Here is a 20,622-nt window from a genome sequence, read left to right as displayed (position 1 = left end):
ACCATCCGACCGCTCATCAACCACATGGAACAGAGCGGGCGGTCGGTTGCCACCCGCGAACGTACCCCCTTCACAACCTGCCCAAAGGTCCTACAGAAGTTCTCGACAAGCCCCTCCCCCATAGCAGCAAAATAGGGGCGCCCGCATCAGCAGACGCCCGTAAAGCTAAAACGATTTATCAATAAATGGACAATACGTCTTCAGCCAAACCTCTACTTTGCCCCGTGGCCCATCTCGACGACCTTGGATAACGAGCCAAACACACCCTCATCGGCCGCGAGCTGCGCCTCGGCGCTTCCCAACTGCACGGCAACGGCAGCAGGGGCGGTACCACCCTCGGTCGTGCGCGCGGCGACAATCGACGGGATGTCGAGTGCCTCGGTAATGTCGCGCTCAAAGAGCGGACTTGCCTCCTGAAACACCTCAAACGGCAGGTCCTCAAGATTGCTGCCGCGCTTCTCACACATCAGGACAAGATGACCCACCACGGCATGTGCCTCGCGGAACGGCAGGCCGCGCTTTGCCAGGTAATCGGCAACATCAGTGGCTGCCAAGTGGCCCACACCACACTCGCGCGCCATGGCGTCCTCGTTGACAGTCCAGGTCGAGATCATGCCGGCCATAACCGACAGGCACTGCATGAGCGTGTGAGCGGTATCGAGCGCGCCCTCCTTGTCCTCCTGCAAGTCCTTGTTATAAGCGAGCGGCAGGCCCTTCATGGTCACAAGCAGCTGCACCAGGTTGCCATAGACTCGGCCACTCTTGCCGCGGATAAGCTCGGCAAAGTCGGGGTTCTTCTTCTGCGGCATGATGGACGAGCCGGTGGAATACGAGTCGGAAAGCGTGATAAAGCCGAATTCGGAGCTCGACCACACCACGATCTCCTCGGAAAGACGCGACAGGTGCATGGCCATGACGGAGCCGGCGTAATGCAAATCGAGCAGGAAATCACGGTCGGAAACCGCATCGAGCGAGTTGGGAATCACACCCGCAAAGCCAAGCTCGGCAGCTGTCATCTGGCGATCGAGCGGATAGCTCGTACCGGCAAGAGCGGCAGCACCCAGCGGGCAGTTGTCAGCGGCATCAAAGGCAGCCTTCAGGCGTGTAAAGTCGCGCGCGAACATCCAGGAATACGCCAGCAGATGATGCGACAGCAGCACGGGCTGAGCATGCTGCATGTGCGTGTAGCCCGGCAGAATCACCTTGTCGTACTTCTTGGCCGCATCCACCAGCACATGGCGCAGCTCAAGATTGGCCTCCATGAGTTCCTTGGCCAGCGCCTTGACGCCCAGACGCGTATCGGTCGCCACCTGGTCGTTGCGCGAACGCCCGGTATGCAAGCGCTTACCGGCCTCGCCGATGCGGCGCGTCAGCTCGCTCTCGATGGACATATGAATGTCCTCATCGTTGATATCGAAGGTGAAGTTGCCGGCATCGATATCCTGTTCGATTCCGGTCAGGCCCTCGGCAATCGCCTGCTCGTCCTCGGCACTGATGATGCCCTGGGCCGCCAGCATCTTGGCATGCGCCTTAGAACCGGCGATATCCTGCTTATAGAGATGTTTGTCAACCGGCAGCGACGCGCCAAACTCCTGCGTGACCTCGGCCACTCCCGCCTCAAAACGACCGCCCCAAAGAGCCATGGAACCGTCCCCTTTCTCCAAATACCAAAACAAGCGCCCAAAGCAATGAGCCATGTCGCTAAAGCGATTTTTCAACCGCAAGTTTTACACATTCCCCACCGTGCACGGGGCCATGTAGCTAATATGCAAAGAAGTGACGCACGAGGCACTTGGTGCCCAACGTCTCCCTCCGGATGTTGCCTTGCGAACCATCGATCCAGGCCTTCAGGCTCATAGGAACATCCTCGACCTTTGCAGCATCGAACTCGGGCGCGAGGGCAAGCAAGGCATGCGCGATAGCGTTGAACATAATGGATACTCCTCATATATATAGGCACAGAGCCGCCAAATTGATAGAAGGAGCCCCGCTGGACAACCCCGGCGGGGCTCGGACTCAGCCGTAGACGCGGCATCATTTATGCGGGCGGAACGTAGGGGCCACCGATGTTAAGAAGTGTCAGCAAGCATAACGAAAGGTAGGGACCCCGTGCGCCCGTTATGTATCACGCGGATGGGCCGCGCGGATACCAAGGGAAGGAGGCGCTAGGCCTGGGCGGCAGCGGAGCTGGGACCCTGGACCTTTGCCCACGTCTTGAGCGACAGCGTATCGATCTCGATAAAGCCGGCGCTGGCCTTCTCGTCAAACGTGGTGTCGCGGTCGTAGGTAGCCAGACCGTAGTCATACAGGCTAAACGGGCTCTTGCGACCGACGACATGGCAGTTGCCCTTAAAGAACTTCAGACGGACGGTACCGGTCACGAACTTCTGGGTATCGGCCATAAAGGCATCGAGCGCGTTCTTGAGCGGGCTGTACCACTGGCCGTTGTACACGGCGGTGGCCCAATCCTGCTCGAGCTTGATCTTGGTCTTGAGCAGGTCGCCCTCGACGCAAATGTCCTCAAGTGCCTTGTGGGCGGTGATGAGCGTCAGGGCGCCGGGAACCTCATAGCACTCACGGCTCTTGAGGCCCACCAGACGATCCTCGACCAGGTCGAGACGGCCAAAGCCGTTGTCACCAGAGATCTTGTTGAGGGCGATGACGATCTCGGAGAGCTTCATCTTCTTGCCGTCGACGGCGACGGGCTTGCCGGCCTCAAACTCAATCTCGGTATACGTCGGGGTGTCGGGCGCGTCCTCGGGGTTCTTGGTCATAACCCAGGCGTCATCGAGCGGCTCGTTCCAGGGATCCTCCAGGTGACCGCACTCAATGGCGCGACCCCACAGGTTGTCGTCGATGGAGTAGGGGTTGTCGTTGGCGCCCTCGGGAACCGGCACGTTGTGGGCGTGAGCATAGGCAACCTCATCGGGACGGCACTTCAGATCCCACTCGCGAACCGGGGCGATAACCTTAAGCTCGGGGTCGAGGGCCTTGACGGCAGCCTCAAAACGAACCTGGTCGTTACCCTTGCCGGTGCAGCCGTGGGCGACGTAGGTCGCGCCAAACTCGTGAGCGACCTCGACAAGCTTCTTGGCGAGCAGCGGGCGAGACAGCGCGGAGAGCAGCGGGTACTTGTTCTCGTACATGGAGTTTGCGGCGATGGCCTTAGTCAGGAACTCATCGGAGAACTCGTCGCGCAGGTCGAGCACCTGGCAATCGAGAACGCCCAGGTCAAGCGCCTTCTGCTTCTTGGCATCCAAGCCGGTCTCCTCCTGGCCCACGTTGCCGCAGACGCAAACGACATCGAGATTCTTCTCGTCCTGGAGCCACTTGACACATACGGATGTATCAAGACCACCGGAATATGCGAGAACGACTTTTTCCTTGCTCATGGCTGTTTCCTTTCGCCCTTGGTAGCTAGTTAGAACATCGGTCAGTTGCAAGTCATTTCGAGGTCAAAAAACCGTGCAATATCAGGTTAAATAGCAAAAAGCGGCACAGCATGCCCTAGAAACATGCAGCAATGTCGTGCTAAAACCCAACGACCTCAAAATGACTCTGTTGGGGCATTTAGCCCCATGCGGACAGAGACGATTGTTATCGTCGTCGGGAAATTGCGCGCTGGCGTCGGATGGCATTGTCTGCAGTAGTGATAATCTTTACGAACTGCATCTGCCTCTCCTTTCACCTATCGCCGGGCGCAATTCTAATATCGTAAACGGTACCTTTTCCTCGGTAAGCGGTTGTTTTTCCGTCTCCGTTTTCGATGGTCGCTATATTACGCTAAAGTGCCTGCTGTACAAGCGACAAATTCAAATTTCTGAAAAGTTTTTTCATTACTTTGTGAATGATGATGCAAATATGCGCCAATCCTGCGAAAATACGCCCGACTATCAAGTAGAGGGTCAATCACCCGAAACATTCTGGAAACCGAAAGGCGCGTTTTATGCAGACTTACGAATCAGACGCCAACATCGGCAACATTAAGATTCTCGCTGTCGATATGGACAAGACGTTACTGACCGACGAGCGCGTGCTGCCTCAAGGCCTCGACGAGCGCCTGGACAAGCTCGCCGAGGCTGGCATCGTGTTCTGCCCCGCCAGCGGACGCCCCGCCCCCAAACTCGAGGAGATGTTTGAGGACATCAAGAGCCGCATCGCTTTTTGCCCCGATAACGGCGCGTGCGTTATCTACCGCGGCAACTATATCTATAAGAGCACTATCGACGTGGCGCTGTATCAGCAGGTCTTGAGCCGCGCCTCGGAGGATTCGCGCGCTGTCCCCGTCCTGTGCTGCTTCGACGAGTTCTATGTACTTGCCCGCGATCATCAATACCACGACGAGATCAGCGTCTACTACAACACGATCAACTACGTCGATAGCTTTGAGGGCATTGACATCGAGTCTAACAAGATTTCGATCTTCTTCCCCGCCTACGATGCCGAGCCAGCGTTTCGCGAGGACTACAGCCCGGCATTCTCGGACCGACTCTATGTCACCAATGCTGGCCGCGAGTGGATCGACTTTATGAACCTGGGCGTCGACAAGGGGTCGGGCGTAGCACATCTCTGCGAGCGCCTGGGCATCGATATCGCCGACGCCGCTGCCGTGGGCGATACGTACAACGACATCCCCATGCTGGAGCGCGTCGGGCATAGCTTTATCGTGGACAATGCCGAGGAGCACATGAACGCGCATGCCAAATGGCGCATTCCGAGCAACAACGACGGGGGCGTACTGACGCTCATCGACGCCATCTTGGCGGCTCGTTAACGGGGCTCGTCGGACCCAGCCGGGCGCCAAGATGGCGTCTTGAGTGTCTAGATACTTAGCTGAAATGATTTGAGCAGAGGGGAGCTCCTTGTTGGGAGGGGCTCCCCTCTGTTTTGGTTACTGTGGGACAAATTAATCAGTAGTGTTTGTCCCAAATCTTAAGTATGTGGGGGCTTGCGTCTTGGGCGAGCTTGCCTTACGGAGTGCTTCCCTATTTCGCGTCGGCCCAGGTTATGCCGGTGCTGGCTTCGGCGATCAACGGTACGCGGAGGTCTACGACGTGTTCCATGACGTCGCGGACCATGGTGGTTAGGCGCTCGACTTCGTCGACGGGGCACTCAAAGTCCAGTTCGTCGTGTACCTGCAGGATCATGTGAGCGGCAAAGCCTTCTTCTTCCAGACGGCGGCTCACGCGGGCCATCGCAATCTTGATGATGTCGGCGGCGGTACCCTGCATGGGGTGGTTCATGGCCGTGCGCTCACCAAAGCCGCGGAGCTGCGGGTTTTTGGCCTTGAGCTCAGGAATATGGCGACGGCGGCCGTACATGGTCTCGGCGTAGCCCGTCTGCTTGGCACGTGCCACCACATTGTCGAGGAACGTGCGCACGCCCGGGTAGGCCTCGTAGTAACGGTCGATCATGTCGCGTGCCTCGGCCATCGAGATATGCAGCGACTGCGACAGGCCGTAGGCCTGCTGACCATACACGATGCCAAAGTTCACGGCCTTGGCGCGGCTGCGCAAGTCGGGCGTCACCTCGGACACCGGCACGCCAAACACGCGCGCGGCCGTCTCGGCATGGAAGTCCTCGCCCTCGTTAAAGGCGCGCACCAAGTGCTCGTCACCCGAAAGATGTGCCAGCAGACGCAGCTCGATCTGCGAGTAGTCCACCGCCAAAAAGACGCTTCCCTCGCCTGCCGAAAACGCCGTCTTGACAGTACGCCCCAGCTCCGAGCGAGTCGGAATATTTTGCAGATTGGGGTCGCTCGAAGACAGACGCCCCGTCGCCGTGATGGTCTGGTTGTACGTGGTGTGCACACGGCCGTCACCACGGCGCAGCGGGCCCAGGGTGTCCAGATAGGTGGATTTGATCTTAGACTTCTCACGCCAGTCCAAGATCAGACGCACGATTTCGTGGTCACGCGCAAGGTCGCTCAGCACCTTGGCGTTGGTCGAATAGTAGCCGCGCTTAGTCTTCTTGAGGCCCTTGGTCGGAAGCCCCATCACATCAAAGAGCACATGCGACAGCTGCATGGGACTGCCAATATTAAAGGTCTCATCACCCGCTAGGTCGCGAATGCTGCGCTCGACCTCGGTGATCTGGGTCGCCAGGCCCTCGGACAGATTACGCAGGCGGTCGGGATCCACGAGCATGCCCGCGCGCTCCATCTTGGCAAGCACCGGCACGAGCGGCATCTCGATGCCATCGAACACGTTGGCAGCGTTCTCACGGGCCATGCGGTCGCGCAGCGGCGCCACGAGCGTCAGCGTCAGGGCCGCAGTGCGGGCAGCGGGAACAGGAGCGTGCTCGCCGGCACCCTCCGCGCCGCGCGCCGCAGGCAGCGCCATCTGCAGATAGGTATCAGCCAGATACGCCTCATCAAACTCGGAGCGGTCGGAATCCAGCAGGTAGGCGGCGACCACGGTATCGAAGATGCGCGTGGAATCGACGGCCAGCGGATCCATAAGCTCGGGCTCAGAAGAATCAATGGGCGAAAGCTCATGCAGCAGCGCCTTCATATCCGGGCTCGCCACACGGCCCTCCATAAACAGGCGCGCGAGCACGCCAGCGATCACGCCGCGGACGAAGTTGAAGCCCTCAACCTCAGCCGCCGCACCGCTGTCGCCCTCCTCGAGCGCGAACAGGCCCTTGGACGTCGCCAGCCACAGCGTGCGCGTCAGTCCAAAGAGCGCGCCCTCTTCCTTGTCGTCGTCCACCACGGCGGCGACCCACTCGCCGGCATCAATCGCGCGGGAGACCTCAGCCGCAACGGCGCCAAGCGCGTCGGCATCGCCGGCGGCGGCACGCGAAACGGCAGGCATCTCAAACGCGCTGCCAGCGGCCGCAGCCCCACCCTCGCCGCCAATCAGCGAGAGGAAACGGTTCTGCATGGCCGTGATGCCGAGCGTGCCCAGCGCCGCGGACACCTCGTCGGCAGAAAACGCCGGGAAGGACGTTGCGTCAAAGTCGAGCTCGACGGGCGCATCGGTGCGGATGGTCGCCACCTTACGGCTCAGCAGCGCGTCGTCGATGTGTGCACGCAGGTTCTCGCCCATCTTGCCCTTGACCTCGTCAGCGTGCGCAATGACCTCGTCCAGGCTGCCGTACTGTGCAATGAGCGCACTCGCCTTTTTGGGGCCGATGCCCGGTACGCCGGGAATGTTGTCCGACGTATCGCCCTTCAGACCGTAAAAATCGGGCACGAGCGCCGGCGTGATGCCGTGATACAGGTCGTCCACGCTCTCGGGCGTCATGATCGCCACGTCGGACAGGCCCTTGCGAGTCGAGACCACGTTGACGTGCTCGGTCACGAGCTGATACATGTCGCGGTCGCCGGTCACCAGCAGCATGTCGCAGCCGGCCTCCTCGCCCAGGCGCGCCATGGTTCCCAGGATATCGTCGCCTTCCCAGCCCTCGGACTGCAAAATGGGCACGTTGAGCGCGGCGAGCAGCTCCTTGATCATGGGGAACTGCGCGTGCAGGTCGGGGTCCATGGGCGGGCGCTGCGCCTTGTACTGCGGCAGCATCTCCATACGCACGCGCGGTTTGCCCTTGTCAAACGCCACGACAACGCCGTCGGGATTAAAGGCATCGATCATCTTGAGGAACATGTTCAGAAAACCAAAGATCGCGTTGGTGGGGCGACCGTCCGGCGCGTTCATGGTCGGCGGCACGGCGTGGAAGGCGCGATGCATGAGCGAGTTGCCGTCGATGACGGCAAAGGTACGGCGCTTTTCAGACATATTGAATACCTCGCTTTGGGCTGGGCACGGTTTGCTCACACCAGTTTACACGCTCCCCGCCCCGCGGCCACCGCACATCAGGCTTCCCTGCCGCCGCGGGCCCGCGCGTGATACGATGGCTCACGGTACATCAACCAGCACGATCGATCCGAAAGGAGCCTGCGTCATGGAGCGTCCCTGCGCATGGAAAAAGTACACGCCACAGCAGATCGAGGAGCTCGAGGAGCTTTGCCGCGGCTACAAGCAGTTTTTGAGTGAGAACAAGACCGAGCGCCTGTGCGTCAAGGCCGGTATCAAGATGGCCGAGGAGGCGGGCTACGTCAATCTGGAGACCGTGATCGCCGAGGGCCGCGCGCTCAAGGCCGGCGACAAGGTGTACGCCGCCAACCACGGCAAGGACCTCATGCTCGTCAACCTGGGCACCGCCCCGCTCGAGCAGGGCTTTAACATCCTGGGCGCCCACGTGGACTCGCCGCGCCTGGACCTCAAGCAGAACCCCGCCTTCGAGGCCGGCGACATGGCTTATCTCGACACGCACTACTATGGCGGCGTCAAGAGCTACCACTGGGTCGCTTCCCCGCTCGCACTCGTGGGCGTCATCTGCAAAAAGGACGGCACCACCGTCGACATCAACATCGGTGACAAGGCCGACGACCCGGTCTTTACCGTCTCCGACCTGCTGATCCACCTCTCGAGCGAGCAGATGGCCAAGCCCGCCAAGGACGCCGTCGACGCCGAGATCCTCGACGTGATCGTGGGCGGCCGCCCCGTCAAGTTTGACGAGGACGACAAGGACGCTCCCAAGGAGCCCGTCAAGCAGATGTTCCTGGATATCCTCAAGGAGCAGTACGACGTCGAGGAGGAGGACTTCCTCTCCGCCGAGATCGAGGTCGTGCCCGCCGGCCCCGCCCGTGACATGGGCCTCGACCGCTCCATGATTCTGGGCTATGGCCACGACGACCGTGTCTGCGCCTATCCGTCCATGCTCGCCCAGATCAACGTCGCCAACGTGGAGCGCACGAGCATCACACTCATCGTCGACAAGGAGGAGATCGGTTCCGTGGGTGCCACCGGCATGACGAGCCGTTTCTTCGAGAACACCGTCGCCGAAATCATGACGCTCGCCGGCGAGAGCAGCCCGCTGGCCCTGCGCCGCGCACTCGCCCGCAGCCGCATGCTCTCCTCTGACGTGTCCGCCGGCTTTGACCCGGGCTACGCCGGCAAGTTCGAGACCAAGAACGCAGCCTTTATGGGTCGCGGCCTGTGCTTTAACAAATACACGGGCAGCCGCGGCAAGGGCGGCTCCAACGACGCCGACGCCGAGTACGTGGCCCTCATCCGCGACATCATGGACGAGGCGGGCGTTGACTTCCAGACCTGCGAGCTCGGCCGCGTCAACGCGGGCGGCGGCGGCACCATCGCCTACATCATGGCCGAGTACGGCATGAACGTCATCGACTCCGGCGTTGCCGTCCTGTCCATGCACGCCCTGTGGGAGGTCGCTAACAAGGCCGATATCTACGAGGCCTATCGCGGCTACAAGGCCTTCCTCGAGCGCGCCTAACCGACCCTTCATCAGTTGCGGTGAAATACGGACTAAACTGGCCCATAAACGGCCAAGACAGACCGTATTCCACCGCAACTTCCTTCTTGGCAGAGGAGAGTCCATGCTGCAGGTCATCATTTCGCCCGCCAAGCAAATGCGCGCGGCCCAAGATGCTTTTGAAGTCCAGGGCATTCCACCCTCTGCGCACGAGACGGCTCGCCTCCACCGCGCATTGCTAGATATCGAGCGGAATGAAGGCAGCGGCGGCCTGCAGGCGCTGTGGAACGTGAGTGACAAACTGCTGGGACCTTGCCTCAACACCCTGCGTGAGTTCCGGCCCATCCTGAATAACGGCGATCTTGACAATCCCGCACTCGCCCGTCACCTCTCCCCTGCCGTCATGTCCTATCACGGCATTCAATACCAGAGCATGGCGCCCGAGGTCATGGATGCCGCACAGCTCGCATGGCTGCAAGACCATCTGTGGATCCTCTCGGGCCTTTACGGATGCGCACGCCCCTTTCATGCCGTTGAACCGTATCGACTGGAGATGGGCGCGAAGCTCGCCGTCGACGATGCCCGAAACCTCTACGCGTTTTGGAGCGACAAGCTCGCGCGGGCTATCGCCCCGGCAGGCTCAAACACCACGATCGTCAACCTCGCCAGCGTAGAGTATGCCAAAGCCGTTCTGCCCCACCTCGCGGGCGACGCCACGGTCGTCACATGCCTCTTTGGCGAAGGCATCCGCAACGGCAAGCCCATCCAGCGCTCGACCGCCAGCAAAAAGGCGCGCGGCGCCATGGTGCGGTGGATGGCAGAAAACAAGCTCGAGGATACAAGCGAACTTACCGCATTCAACATCGGCTATCGTCACATCCCCGAGCTTTCAGACAAAGACTCCCTGGTTTTCATGAACGCGCGGGCACAATAGGCCCACCGTTTCCAAACACCCCGTTACTCCGCCAAGCCATCGGCCTTTGCAATCTCGCTCGTCGAGCCATCTTGATAAGTAATCTTTACGTGCTCGACCTCGGACACCGTAACACCCGCAGGAGGCTCCAGACGCCATTCCGTCAGGGCGATATCCATGGTCGTGGGGACGTCTCCCCGGTCTTTGAGCTGCACCGTCAGCGTTTTAAGCGCCACGTCGTAAGTCACGCGTTCGATTTCTTCACCAGGAATCGACCCACCACTCAACTGCAGCTGCACAAACTCGTCGCGCGGATACCAATAGTCGCCTGGAACGGCGAGCGTATTGGCATTACCGCCAGTACTCCTCACCGTCATAATCGGTAGGCTATCATCAGCCTCGAACTCCCATGCAGCGCCGCCGTGACCGCCAAACGTCCAGATACAAAAGGCAATCACCAGCACGGCAAGCACCGCAAAACCAATCGCGACAAGGCCATGGTGCGCACGGCTTTCCTCGGCCGATACATCCCATTGCGTCTCTCGATATAGATGCTTGTCTTCCATGTTCGCCTCCCCACAGGCACGCTCGTTAGGCCAATCGTACCCATTCGAGCTATACTTGAGCCCATTACATAAACGGGGAGCTTGCAGGACAAGACGGCAGGCTGAGACTGGGCGCGCCCGCCCTGACCCGCAAACCTGATATGGGTAATGCCAACGAAGGGAGCCGTGCCAATGAGCACACAGACCGAGCCCAAGCTCGTCACGCAAATCGACTTCGCCCGCGCCGGGCAGATCACGCCGCAGATGAAGGAAGTCGCCGAGCGCGAGCATCGCGACCCCGAGTACATCCGCGAGCGCGTGGCCGACGGCCGCATCGCCATTCCCGCCAACATCGTGCACATCAAAAAAGGCATGCGCGCCTTTGGTGTCGGCGAGGGCCTGTCTACTAAGGTCAACGTCAACCTGGGCATCTCGGGCGATAAAGCCGATGCCGCCGAGGAATGGAAGAAGGTCAAGATCGCCGAGGACTTTGGCGCCGACGCCATCATGGACCTTTCCAACTCGGGCAAGACGCGCCAGTTCCGCCAGCAGCTCATCGACGAGACGCCGCTCATGGTGGGCACCGTCCCCATGTACGACGCCATCGGCTACATGGAAAAGCCGCTGGTCAAGCTTACCAAGGATGACCTGTTCGAGGTCGTGCGCGCGCACGCCGAGGACGGCGTGGACTTTATGACCATCCACTGCGGCATCAACAAGTCGGTCACCAAGACCTTTAAGGAGACCGGCCGCTTGATGAACATCGTGAGCCGCGGCGGCTCGCTGCTGTTTGGCTGGATGGAGGTCACCGGCAACGAAAACCCCTTCTACGAGTACTTTGACGAGCTGCTCGAGATTTGCCACGAGTACGACGTGACGATTTCGCTCGGCGACTCCTGCCGCCCGGGCTGCCTCTACGACTCCAACGACGCCACCGAGACCGCCGAGATGATCGAGCTGGGCAAGCTGTGCAAGCGCGCTTGGGCCGCCGGCGTCCAAGTCATGGTCGAGGGCCCGGGTCACATGGCGCTCGACGAGATCGCCGCCAACATGAAACTGCAGAAGCGCCTGTGCCACAACGCCCCGTTCTATGTGCTCGGGCCGCTGGTGACCGATATCGGCGTGGGTTACGACCACATCACCGCTGCCATCGGCGGTGCCATCTCCGCCAGCTCCGGTGCCGACTTCCTGTGCTACGTGACGCCGGCCGAGCACCTGTGCCTGCCCAACGCCCAGGACGTGCTCGATGGCCTCATGGCCACTAAGATTGCCGCGCACGCCGCCGATATCGCCAAGAAGGTACCGCACGCCCGCGACATGGACGACAAGATGGGCCAGGCACGCCGCAAGCTCGACTGGGATGCCATGTGGAAGTGTGCTCTCGACCCGGTCACCGGCAAGAAACGCTACGAAGAATCCCCCGCCGCCACCGAGGGCACCTGCACCATGTGCGGCAAGATGTGCGCCGTCCGCACCGTTAACAAGGTGTTCGAAGGCACGACGATCGACCTCGGCATGGAGGACTAACTCGTCACCGGAGCCACAATCGGTAACATGGTGTTCGTCAATTGTTGACGTGTGAACATTTGCTTACATTTGCGTAAAGATTGCATCGCCCGCCCGGGTTCGACATAGAGTCGGCCCGGGCATCTTTATAATGCTGGCTTAAAGACCCATTTGATTCCGACCGAACAAGGGAGCAAACATGGATCGCAGTAAGGTACCTGCCGTCCTGTCCATCGCAGGATCCGATTCCAGCGGTGGCGCCGGCATTCAGGCCGACATCAAGACCATCACGGCGCACCGCCTGTATGCCGAGACGGCCATCACCGCCATCACCGCACAAAACACGCTCGGTGTCACCGCCGTGCAGAATATCTCCCCTGATATCGTCGCTGCGCAGATCGACGCCGTATTTGACGATATCCGCCCCAGCGCCGTCAAGATCGGCATGGTTTCCTCTGCCGAGATTATCGAGGTTATCGCCGACCGCCTGAGCGCCTGGAACGCGACAAACGTGGTCGTCGACCCCGTCATGGTAGCCACCTCGGGCGCACGGCTGATTACCGAAGATGCCGCCGAGGCGCTCACCCGCCGCCTGTTCCCACTAGCAACCGTCATCACGCCCAATATTCCCGAGGCCATGGCCCTGCTTGACTACGAGGTCGACTCCGAGCGCACACAGCAAAATGCTGCCATGCTCCTCACCCGCCGCTTTGGTTGCGCATCCCTCGTTAAGGGTGGGCATCTTGTCAACGAGGCTAACGATGTATTGGCCGAACCCGCGCCACTCGATGACGAGGGCAACCATCTGGGCGATCCGCTCACCACGTGGTTCCGCCACAAGCGCATCGAGACCGACAACACACACGGCACCGGCTGCACGCTTTCGTCCGCCATCGCCTGCGCGCTGGCCCAGGGCATGGATCTTGCCGACGCCGTCAACGGCGGCAAGGCCTACCTAACCGGCGCTCTGGCCGCCGGCCTGAACATGGGCAAAGGCTCCGGCCCCGTCAATCACATGTGGCAATATTAAGATTCGCAGCCCAAAACCGCCGCAAAGGGGACAGGCACCTTTGCGGTGGCTCCCACAAACATCTCGATCTGTAACAGTAACTCGGCAAAATCGACCCTAGATGTTACAGATCAAGACAAACAATCGATATCGACCTAAATAATCTTAATCTGTAACATCTAGCCCGTTTTCGGCCTTGGAACTGTTACAGATCAAGACAAACAAACGAAACAAGCCCCCGCAAGGGGAACTCTGTGGTGGTTTGGGGCCGTGCTACTCACCGAGCATCTCTTGGAGCTTGGCTGCCACGGCATGTCCCAAGCTCTCGTGGCTTTCGGGCATCATATGCAGATAGTCGATATCGCCCGGCTCGGCAAACTCGGCGGCATTCAAAAAGTCGCAGCCAAACTGCTCGGCCACGTGCGCATAGTACTCGCCAAAATGTTCAGACGCCTCGACGGAACGCTCGTCAAAATCGGTCATATATACATCGGCGATCTGCGGCTTGATCTTGATAGGAGCCATCAGCAGGATGCGCGGGCAAGGCGCAGCGTCGGTCCACGGAAACGCGCGGACGGCGCGAATCAGCGCCATGGCGCCACGGGCGATATCGGAAGCTGTCACGTTAAAGACCGTCTTACAGTCGTTGGTGCCCAGCATGATCACAATGGCGTCCAGCGGCTTATGGGCCTCGAGCAGCATCGGAAGCGCGCGAATGCCGTTGAGGTTAGTGTCCAGATGGCACATGTCGTCGCGTACCGTCGTGCGGCCGTTGAGGCCTTCTTCAATTACATGCCAGCCCTCGCCTAAGTCACGTTGGACCACGCCACACCAGCGCACATCCTGCGCATAGCGCACCGCGGTACCGTCGCGCATGCCCGCCGGATCATAGCCATAGGTGTTGCTGTCACCAAAGCACAGAACGTTTTTCATCTTGAGCTCCTCATTCAGTAAAAAGCCGACGGGGGCAACCCCTCCCGTCGGCTTGGCATATCACATCGCGCGCACCGCTTACAGGTACTTGCGCCAGTCATCCTCGTCCTCATCATCCTCGACCGCTGTCTGGGCCTGCTCGGCGGCGCGAGCGGCTGCGGCGCGGGCGGCAACCTGGGCATAGGACTCCTCGTTGCGCTCGGGGAAGTTTGCCAGCACGTGCTCGAACTTGGCAAAGTCCTCATCCCAGCGCGTAGAGGGCACGGCAAAGAAGACCTGCTTGACCTTGAAGTCGCCCGACGCGAGCTCCTTGCGGAAGAGCTCGGCCACGGCCTCGGCATCAAAGCCGTTGTTCTCGCAGCCCCAAGCACCCAGCACGAGCTTCTCGCGACCAAGCTCATCGCAGATGGCAAGGACAAAGCGGATGCGGTCGCGCAGGGCATCCAGCAGAGCATCGTCGCTCACGCGATACTCCTGGCGGGCGCGCCTAACGTTGGGCGCGGCGGCCACGATCACGTCGGCGTATGCATGCACGTGGTTGCGGTCGAAGCGCACCGCAGGCACCACCAGCGCACGGTTGCGGTAGAGCTCGCAGTTGATGTTGCGGCGACGGTTCTCGCCGTACCACTTACGCTGCTTATCGAGAACGTTGTACAGATACGAATCGGCGCACAGCGTGGCCTCCTGGCCCAGATAACCCTGAATATATCCACCGCCCGGATTGGTAAACGAGGCAAAGGCGAGCACGGCCATGTCGCAGAACTGCGCATAGCCGCGACCGTTATCGAGGATTGCCTGCGTGGCGGAGGCATCAAGCACAGTGACCTCGGGCAGGACCGGAGCGGGCTCCTCAGCAGCAGGCGCGGACTCGACTTCGTCGGTCTCCTCTGCGGGCGCAGGTTCAGCCGCAACCTCAGCCTCGGCGGACGCAACCTCAGCCTCGGCGGACGCAACCTCAGCGGACTCAGACTCCTCGGCAACCGGCTCCTCGGCAGCCGCAGCCTTCTGGGCCTTGGCCTTCATCGCCGCGACAAAGCCGGCAGGCATACCGTCGAATTCGCGAACGCCGGCAAGCGAGCGCTCGATATCCTTGGCACACGCCTCGGACACAGTTGCCACGTGACGCTCGGCGGCCTTGGCGCGGGCCTCGCGCTTGGGGTTGGGCTGTCCCGCGCGGTTGGGCCTGCGGTTACGGTTCCTGTTGTCGACGTCTGCCATACGTGGCCACCTTTCCTGTCGCTGCCGCTATCGGCTTTTTCCCATCCATGATACCCCGCCGCGCACAAAAAAGACGGCCCCGCAGGACCGCCTTTCGCATCGTTTTACCGCGTCCGACAAGAAACGCTGCAATCCCCCGCGCTAGTCGCGACGACCGAGGATGTTCAGGATGCGCAGGAACACGTTGATAATGTCCACGAACAGGTTGGACGCCATGAGCACCGCATTGGGCAGCGTGGGTGGCACCGTCGTGGCAACATAGGTGTCGTAACCAATAAAGCCGGCGAACACCACGATCACGATCAGGTCGGTGATGGTCTGCGAGACGCCCATGAACATCAGCACGATCTCAACCAGAATCGTGGCGAGCAGAATGCCAAAACCGATGCCATATACGCGCTGGAAAAACTTGGGGAACGTCACGCCCAAGGCGCCAAAGACAAAGGTGATGGCGGCCGTGGCGATAAAGGCAGTGTTGATGGTGGGCAGGTCGTAGTTGGCAAGGCCAAACGACGCGGTCAGGCCAAAGGTACTCGCAAAGATTACGTAGCCCACAAGGGACAGGCCCACGGACTGCTTGCTGGCGGCAGCTGACATCATGACGATGCCGACAATGGTCAGGATAAACGAGCCAAAAACCAGCGGCAGGGCGGCCCCGCTCATCATCATGCGCGCAAACGACATGGTGCTCGTAAAGTAGGCGCCGGCGCCCATGGCGCAAAAGCCCAAGAAGATCAGGGCAGACATGGCGAGATTGTACGCGCGCGGCGACATCTCCTTGGCGCGGCTTGCGCCGGTCTCGACGGGGCCGTTCTGATAGCCCTGGATATCGTTCATAGCTTCGTCCTTTCAAAAAGCGCCGCGAATGACGGCGCAGCAGATGACAAGATTCCTACCATTGTACCCGAACGCCGTGCGTCCCTACCTACGGCGCTCGCCCTCGAGCGTGCGGTCAAACGCCCAGACCCACCAACGCATCACGTGGGCCTGCGAGCCGTCCGGCCGTTCGCGCGCCTGGTCCTCCAGATACAACTCGGTCGCGTGCCCGCCAAAACGCACCTTATAGGTTGCCGTACGAATGCCGTGAACCGTCAGGCCAAACCCAGTGGTCGAGACAATCTCGTCAATCGTAAAGCAACGACCGTCGACCCAGCAGACGGTGACCGGCACGACCTGTCCGCCCGCGAGGATGCGAGCCACGACGTCCACATACTGCTTGTGCACGCGCCGAGTTTTGCCATCTGTCTGTCGATATTCCATGCCTCCTATTATCGAACGCATGTTTGCATGTTGTAAAGCGAACAGGCTGTGGTTTTGGGGTGTTGGGGCGCGCGCACGTGTCCTCATGGTGTGTTAGCAAAAAGAACACCCACGGTCAACAGGGCTAATATTCATTTTTAGTGCCAAAAAATTCACTGCTCCCATCAGAACTCGGTAAAGAAACCCGCAGGAGGTGATACGATTTATCATGTTTCTGTAACGTGCCTGCAAACTTCGAGAAAGCCCATATATGGACGTAACGTTCTCAACCTTCCTCGGCCAACTTGTGTCGAACCCAGTCCTTGCCGTCACCGTGATCCTCGCGCTCGGCGCCATCTTCGTCAATGGATGGACCGACGCACCCAACGCCATCGCGACCTGCGTCACTACGCGTTGCATGCCCGCCCGCGCCGCTATTCTCATGAGTGCCGCATTCAACTTCCTTGGCGTGCTCATCATGACGCACTTTAACGCGAGCGTCGCCAACACCATCTCCCATATTGTCGACTTTGGAGGAAACAGCACCATGGCGCTCGCCTGTCTGTGCGCGGCGCTGTTCTCCATCGTCGTCTACGGCGCCACAGCGTCGCGTTTTGGCATCCCCACCTCGCAAAGCCACAGCCTTATCGCCGGCCTGACCGGTGCCGCCATCGCCCTCGGCGGTGCGAGCAGCGTCAACGTCCACGAGTGGATGAAGGTCATCTACGGCCTGGCGCTCTCCATCGGTCTGGGCTTTGTCATGGGCTGGGTCCTGTGCAAGCTCGTCTCGATTCTTTTCGCCGCCGCCAACAGGCGACGTGCCAATGTCTTCTTTAAATACGCTCAGATCGCGAGCGCTGCGGCCATGAGCTTTATGCACGGCGCGCAGGATGGACAGAAGTTCATCGGCGTGCTCTTTTTAGGCGTGGCCTTTGCCAGCGGCCAGACGAGCGTCGGCGATGCCGGCATCCCCATCTGGATTATGCTGCTATGCTCGGCCACCATGGGCATCGGCACCAGCGTGGGCGGCGAGCGCATCATCAAGTCCGTTGGCCAGAGCATGGTCAAGCTCGAAAAGTACCAGGGCTTCTCCGCCGACCTGGCGGGCGCCGCGAACCTGCTGCTTGCCACCCTTACCGGCATCCCCGTGTCCTCCACACACATCAAGACCTGCGCCATCATGGGCGTCGGTGCCGTCAAGCGCCTCTCGGCCATCAACTTCGGCGTCGTCAAGGACATGATGTTCACCTGGTTCTTCACCTTCCCCGCCTGCGGACTCATCAGCTTTGTCATGGCCAAGCTGTTCATGATGTTCCTCTAGTCAAACCGAACGTCCATCTGGACCGCAACACTTCGCCCACCCGTCTTCACCTCGAAAGGACCCACCCATGGCAAAGAAACCCGATTCGTTCTACTTTGACAACTACGTCGCCTGCGCCGACCTTGCTGTCCAGGCCGCAGAGTTGCTCATCAAGATTTTCGAGAACTTCGATCCCGCAAAGATTCACGATATGCTCGACAAGATGCATGCGATCGAGCATGCGGCCGACAAGAAGCACCATGAGCTTGAGGACGCCCTGCTCACCGCCTTTATCACCCCGCTTGAGCGCGAGGATCTGGACCTGATGAGCTGCTCGCTCGACACCGTGCTCGACCGTATCGAGGGCGTCGTGCAGCGCGTCTACTTCACCAACATCCAGAGCATCCATCCCGATGCCATCGTGATCGCCCACAAGGTGACCGACGCCTGCCGCGCCATGAAAGACCTGATGGTCGAGCTGCCTAACTACCGCAAGTCCAAAACGCTGCGCGAGCTCGTCATCCAGATCAACACCATCGAGTCCGAGGCCGACGAGCTCTATATCAACGCCATGCGTAACCTGCACGTTAACGGCAAGGACCCGCTCGAGGTCATCGCTTGGCGTGACGTGTACGCCTTCCTGGAGTACTGCGCCGACTGCTGCGAGAATGTGGCCGATGTCGTGGATTCGATTGTCATGAAGAACAGTTAATTGGGGGTACGTGTCCCGGCGGCGAAGGGCCGGCCACGGTTTGCTTTCTCACTCCGGCTGCTTTGCAGAGTCGTTCGAAAGTAAACCGTGGCCGGCCCTTCGCCTTACGTACCACCATTGGGAACTTTGGCTGATAGATTTAGCGCGATGGGGGTTTGGCTGAAGGGACCTTTGGTATCCGTTCGGACACTTTGGCCCTTGATGAGCGTTTGGCTGATTGCTGCTTTGGGTACTCTTTGGGTTACTTTTGGTTTGTTTGATTTTTAATTTTAGGAGGGCTTGTATGTCTTATTTGGATCTGGCTCGTGGTCGGTATTCTTGTCGTTCTTTTGAGGACCGTCCTGTTGAGCAGGCTGTGGTGGATGCCATTGTTGAGGCTGGGCGTATTGCTCCTTCTGCTTGTAATAATCATCCAGCCCGTGTGATGGTGCTGGATACGCCTGAGCTGTTGGAGAAGGCTGCTGCTTGTCAGCCTCGGTTTGCTCGTGATGGGTCTATCTTTGGCGCTCCGCTCATCTTCCTTATTTGCTGCGTTACCGATGATGCTTGGGTACGCCCGTATGACCAGATGAATTCCAGTGAAATCGATACGTCCATCGTGTGTGATCAGATGATGATGGAGGCCACCGAGCAGGGCCTAGGAACGTGCTGGGTATGCCATTTTAAGCCTGAGGTGGCACAGGAGCAGTTCAATCTGCCCAAGGGCGTCTATCCCTATCACATGCTCGTCTGTGGCTATCCCGCCGACCACATCGCCGATCCCGAGCATCGCGAGGCCCGCACTGTTCCCCTCTCCAACTTCCTCCTCAAGTAGTTTTTGGACATACCTTAAAATCTACCCTTGACCGCTCACCCGTCGCTGAGTTCTGCGCCACTATGTGCAGGGCTCGGTTTTTTTATGTTACGCACCCCGGCACAGTCATAAAAAAGGACCCGCAAGCTGCGGGTCCTTTCTAGGCACTAAATTGTAGGCCGAATGTTAGTCCAGGTCGTCGGCAGCAAAGTTGTCGATCGGGGCAAAGGGATCGGCCACGGGGACAACCGGGTCAGCGACGGGCAGCGGCTCAGCGGGAACAGTCACCGCAGGAGAAGCGGCAGAACCGACCGGCGTGGAGGCCATGAGGTCGGCCGGGAAGGAGTTCTGGGCATCGTCCATGAAGTGCTGGATGAGCTTGAGGTACTCGGCCTTGAACTCCTCGCGGGAAGCCTTGAGACGATCGATTTCCTCGAGCTCGGCCTGCTTCTCGGTCAGAGCCTGGCGGATAACCTCGCGGGCCTTAGCGTCAGCCTCGTTGCGGATACGCTCAGCGTTCTCGTTGGCATCGTTGACGATGGTCTCAGCGGTCTGCTGGGCAGCGATCAGGGCAGCGGAAATCTGGCGCTCCTGAGCGGAGAAGTCAGGGGCGGGAGCAGCCACGGGGGCGGCAGGAACGGCTTGGGCGGTGGCATCCTGAGCCTGGGCAAGCTGAGCCTGCGCATCGGCAAGCTGCTGCTCGGTAGCAGTCAGGCGACCCTTAAGGTCGACGATCTTAGCGAGCATAGCGTCAACCTCGGAGGACAGCGTCTCCAAGAAGACGTCGACCTCGGCGGGATCGTAGCCACGCTTGGCCTCAGAGAAAGTCTGAGCCTGGATGTCTGCAGGGGTAATAGCCATAACAAGTCTCCTTTTTCATCGCCTCGGCGCTACACGCCCGACGTAAGTTACTAAGTCAGTTCTATACGAGTATACCTATAAGAAGCTGCAGAACCAGCCTCTGCACCAACTGCAACGCAATAATCGCAACGACCGGCGAAAAATCGATACCGCCCATCGGCGGGATGAAACGACGGAACAGGTTGAGCCACGGACCGCACACGCTATCGAGCACCGCAGCAATATCCTGAAGCAAACCACCCTGCTTCATGGGAATCCACGTCATAAAGCAGTAGACGACAATGAGCGTGGAATAGAAGTTGAACAGCGTGTTG

Annotated in this window: 20 protein-coding genes and 1 riboswitch; of the genes, 9 read left to right on the top strand and 11 right to left on the bottom strand. The window is 59.8% G+C overall.

From position 1 onward, the window contains the following. Positions 1 to 212: 212 nt before the first annotated feature. From argH to DXC18_RS00220, 3 genes are all read right to left on the bottom strand, one after another. The gene (gene argH, locus DXC18_RS00225) at positions 213 to 1,643 is read right to left on the bottom strand and encodes an argininosuccinate lyase (RefSeq protein ID WP_117715974.1); all 1,431 of its coding nucleotides are present in this window, start codon (positions 1,641 to 1,643) and stop codon (positions 213 to 215) included. A gap of 118 nt (positions 1,644 to 1,761) precedes the next feature. Continuing rightward, the gene (locus DXC18_RS10370; protein ID WP_158551645.1) at positions 1,762 to 1,932 is read right to left on the bottom strand and encodes a hypothetical protein; all 171 of its coding nucleotides are present in this window, start codon (positions 1,930 to 1,932) and stop codon (positions 1,762 to 1,764) included. Between the two features lie 233 nt (positions 1,933 to 2,165). Continuing rightward, complete coding sequence (locus tag DXC18_RS00220; protein ID WP_055251721.1) at positions 2,166 to 3,392, bottom strand: argininosuccinate synthase; 1,227 nt, start codon at positions 3,390 to 3,392, stop codon at positions 2,166 to 2,168. 136 nt (positions 3,393 to 3,528) lie between these two features. Here DXC18_RS00220 and DXC18_RS10505 point away from each other — a divergent pair, with 136 nt between their 5' ends. Together DXC18_RS10505 and DXC18_RS00215 are read left to right on the top strand one after the other, a co-directional pair. After that, positions 3,529 to 3,987, top strand: coding sequence for a hypothetical protein (locus DXC18_RS10505; protein WP_199412147.1), 459 nt, complete (start codon positions 3,529 to 3,531; stop codon positions 3,985 to 3,987). Then, positions 3,947 to 4,774 (top strand): Cof-type HAD-IIB family hydrolase, encoded by an 828-nt coding sequence (locus tag DXC18_RS00215; RefSeq protein WP_117629407.1) that lies wholly within the window; start codon positions 3,947 to 3,949, stop codon positions 4,772 to 4,774. The genes DXC18_RS10505 and DXC18_RS00215 overlap by 41 nt, the downstream gene beginning before the upstream one ends. A 211-nt stretch (positions 4,775 to 4,985) precedes the next feature. Here the strand turns inward: DXC18_RS00215 and polA are convergent, their stop codons facing one another. After that, complete coding sequence (gene polA, locus DXC18_RS00210; protein ID WP_117715973.1) at positions 4,986 to 7,736, bottom strand: DNA polymerase I; 2,751 nt, start codon at positions 7,734 to 7,736, stop codon at positions 4,986 to 4,988. A 166-nt stretch (positions 7,737 to 7,902) separates the two neighbouring features. Here polA and DXC18_RS00205 point away from each other — a divergent pair, with 166 nt between their 5' ends. Together DXC18_RS00205 and DXC18_RS00200 are read left to right on the top strand one after the other, a co-directional pair. Then, positions 7,903 to 9,300 (top strand): aminopeptidase, encoded by a 1,398-nt coding sequence (locus tag DXC18_RS00205; RefSeq protein ID WP_117715972.1) that lies wholly within the window; start codon positions 7,903 to 7,905, stop codon positions 9,298 to 9,300. A 103-nt stretch (positions 9,301 to 9,403) separates the two neighbouring features. Then, a complete protein-coding gene (locus DXC18_RS00200) occupies positions 9,404 to 10,213 on the top strand; it encodes a YaaA family protein (RefSeq protein ID WP_117584210.1) in 810 nt (269 codons plus the stop codon). Positions 10,214 to 10,236: 23 nt separating this feature from the next. Here the strand turns inward: DXC18_RS00200 and DXC18_RS00195 are convergent, their stop codons facing one another. Further along, positions 10,237 to 10,758: a hypothetical protein gene (locus DXC18_RS00195; RefSeq protein WP_117584211.1), complete on the bottom strand. Its 522-nt coding sequence runs from the start codon at positions 10,756 to 10,758 to the stop codon at positions 10,237 to 10,239. A gap of 63 nt (positions 10,759 to 10,821) precedes the next feature. Beyond that, positions 10,822 to 10,937: riboswitch (TPP riboswitch) on the top strand. Between DXC18_RS00195 and thiC the strand changes: the two genes are divergently transcribed. Continuing rightward, complete coding sequence (gene thiC / locus DXC18_RS00190; RefSeq protein ID WP_099431544.1) at positions 10,930 to 12,264, top strand: phosphomethylpyrimidine synthase ThiC; 1,335 nt, start codon at positions 10,930 to 10,932, stop codon at positions 12,262 to 12,264. It overlaps the preceding riboswitch by 8 nt. Positions 12,265 to 12,442: 178 nt before the next feature. After that, complete coding sequence (thiD, locus tag DXC18_RS00185; RefSeq protein ID WP_117584213.1) at positions 12,443 to 13,273, top strand: bifunctional hydroxymethylpyrimidine kinase/phosphomethylpyrimidine kinase; 831 nt, start codon at positions 12,443 to 12,445, stop codon at positions 13,271 to 13,273. A gap of 252 nt (positions 13,274 to 13,525) precedes the next feature. On the opposite strand, the gene DXC18_RS00180 is transcribed toward thiD, so the two are convergent. The 4 genes from DXC18_RS00180 to DXC18_RS00165 all read right to left on the bottom strand — a co-directional run bounded on the left by DXC18_RS00180 (position 13,526) and on the right by DXC18_RS00165 (position 16,627). Next, positions 13,526 to 14,185: an SGNH/GDSL hydrolase family protein gene (locus DXC18_RS00180; protein WP_117584214.1), complete on the bottom strand. Its 660-nt coding sequence runs from the start codon at positions 14,183 to 14,185 to the stop codon at positions 13,526 to 13,528. 78 nt (positions 14,186 to 14,263) lie between these two features. Next, positions 14,264 to 15,403 (bottom strand): TIGR02452 family protein, encoded by a 1,140-nt coding sequence (locus DXC18_RS00175; protein ID WP_117584215.1) that lies wholly within the window; start codon positions 15,401 to 15,403, stop codon positions 14,264 to 14,266. A 141-nt stretch (positions 15,404 to 15,544) separates the two neighbouring features. After that, entirely contained in the window at positions 15,545 to 16,240 is a 696-nt protein-coding gene (locus DXC18_RS00170; protein ID WP_117584216.1) for a Bax inhibitor-1 family protein, read from the bottom strand. Between the two features lie 84 nt (positions 16,241 to 16,324). Next, positions 16,325 to 16,627 carry a hypothetical protein gene (locus DXC18_RS00165; protein ID WP_117584217.1) on the bottom strand — a complete coding sequence of 101 codons (303 nt, stop codon included), beginning with the start codon at positions 16,625 to 16,627 and terminating at the stop codon, positions 16,325 to 16,327. A 286-nt stretch (positions 16,628 to 16,913) separates the two neighbouring features. On the opposite strand from DXC18_RS00165, the gene DXC18_RS00160 reads away from it, so the two are divergent. The 3 genes from DXC18_RS00160 (at position 16,914) to DXC18_RS00150 (ending at position 19,468) form a co-directional block, all read left to right on the top strand. Next, on the top strand, positions 16,914 to 17,963 hold the full coding sequence (locus DXC18_RS00160; RefSeq protein WP_117584218.1) for an inorganic phosphate transporter: 1,050 nt from the start codon (positions 16,914 to 16,916) through the stop codon (positions 17,961 to 17,963). A gap of 67 nt (positions 17,964 to 18,030) precedes the next feature. Beyond that, a complete protein-coding gene (locus tag DXC18_RS00155) occupies positions 18,031 to 18,654 on the top strand; it encodes a DUF47 domain-containing protein (protein WP_117584219.1) in 624 nt (207 codons plus the stop codon). 283 nt (positions 18,655 to 18,937) lie between these two features. After that, positions 18,938 to 19,468 carry a nitroreductase family protein gene (locus tag DXC18_RS00150; protein WP_117715970.1) on the top strand — a complete coding sequence of 177 codons (531 nt, stop codon included), beginning with the start codon at positions 18,938 to 18,940 and terminating at the stop codon, positions 19,466 to 19,468. A 165-nt stretch (positions 19,469 to 19,633) separates the two neighbouring features. Here DXC18_RS00150 and DXC18_RS00145 read toward each other — a convergent pair whose 3' ends face one another. Both DXC18_RS00145 and DXC18_RS00140 read right to left on the bottom strand, forming a co-directional pair. Next, positions 19,634 to 20,308 carry a DivIVA domain-containing protein gene (locus DXC18_RS00145; RefSeq protein WP_006234242.1) on the bottom strand — a complete coding sequence of 225 codons (675 nt, stop codon included), beginning with the start codon at positions 20,306 to 20,308 and terminating at the stop codon, positions 19,634 to 19,636. Positions 20,309 to 20,369: 61 nt separating this feature from the next. Then, positions 20,370 to 20,615: a YggT family protein gene (locus DXC18_RS00140; RefSeq protein WP_227790178.1), complete on the bottom strand. Its 246-nt coding sequence runs from the start codon at positions 20,613 to 20,615 to the stop codon at positions 20,370 to 20,372. Positions 20,616 to 20,622: the final 7 nt, after the last annotated feature.

Origin of the sequence: Collinsella sp. OM08-14AT (genome assembly GCF_003438115.1) — a bacterium.
GTDB lineage: Bacteria > Actinomycetota > Coriobacteriia > Coriobacteriales > Coriobacteriaceae > Collinsella.
This window is presented reverse-complemented; position numbering and strand designations above follow the sequence as displayed.

Coding starts and splice junctions, on each gene's coding strand:
- argH (WP_117715974.1), bottom strand. CDS start 1,643: ATGGCTCTTTGGGGCGGTCGTTTTGAGGCGGGAGTGGCCGAGGTCACG.
- DXC18_RS10370 (WP_158551645.1), bottom strand. CDS start 1,932: ATGTTCAACGCTATCGCGCATGCCTTGCTTGCCCTCGCGCCCGAGTTC.
- DXC18_RS00220 (WP_055251721.1), bottom strand. CDS start 3,392: ATGAGCAAGGAAAAAGTCGTTCTCGCATATTCCGGTGGTCTTGATACA.
- DXC18_RS00215 (WP_117629407.1), top strand. CDS start 3,947: ATGCAGACTTACGAATCAGACGCCAACATCGGCAACATTAAGATTCTC.
- polA (WP_117715973.1), bottom strand. CDS start 7,736: ATGTCTGAAAAGCGCCGTACCTTTGCCGTCATCGACGGCAACTCGCTC.
- DXC18_RS00205 (WP_117715972.1), top strand. CDS start 7,903: ATGGAGCGTCCCTGCGCATGGAAAAAGTACACGCCACAGCAGATCGAG.
- DXC18_RS00200 (WP_117584210.1), top strand. CDS start 9,404: ATGCTGCAGGTCATCATTTCGCCCGCCAAGCAAATGCGCGCGGCCCAA.
- DXC18_RS00195 (WP_117584211.1), bottom strand. CDS start 10,758: ATGGAAGACAAGCATCTATATCGAGAGACGCAATGGGATGTATCGGCC.
- thiC (WP_099431544.1), top strand. CDS start 10,930: ATGAGCACACAGACCGAGCCCAAGCTCGTCACGCAAATCGACTTCGCC.
- thiD (WP_117584213.1), top strand. CDS start 12,443: ATGGATCGCAGTAAGGTACCTGCCGTCCTGTCCATCGCAGGATCCGAT.
- DXC18_RS00180 (WP_117584214.1), bottom strand. CDS start 14,185: ATGAAAAACGTTCTGTGCTTTGGTGACAGCAACACCTATGGCTATGAT.
- DXC18_RS00175 (WP_117584215.1), bottom strand. CDS start 15,403: ATGGCAGACGTCGACAACAGGAACCGTAACCGCAGGCCCAACCGCGCG.
- DXC18_RS00170 (WP_117584216.1), bottom strand. CDS start 16,240: ATGAACGATATCCAGGGCTATCAGAACGGCCCCGTCGAGACCGGCGCA.
- DXC18_RS00160 (WP_117584218.1), top strand. CDS start 16,914: ATGGACGTAACGTTCTCAACCTTCCTCGGCCAACTTGTGTCGAACCCA.
- DXC18_RS00155 (WP_117584219.1), top strand. CDS start 18,031: ATGGCAAAGAAACCCGATTCGTTCTACTTTGACAACTACGTCGCCTGC.
- DXC18_RS00150 (WP_117715970.1), top strand. CDS start 18,938: ATGTCTTATTTGGATCTGGCTCGTGGTCGGTATTCTTGTCGTTCTTTT.
- DXC18_RS00145 (WP_006234242.1), bottom strand. CDS start 20,308: ATGGCTATTACCCCTGCAGACATCCAGGCTCAGACTTTCTCTGAGGCC.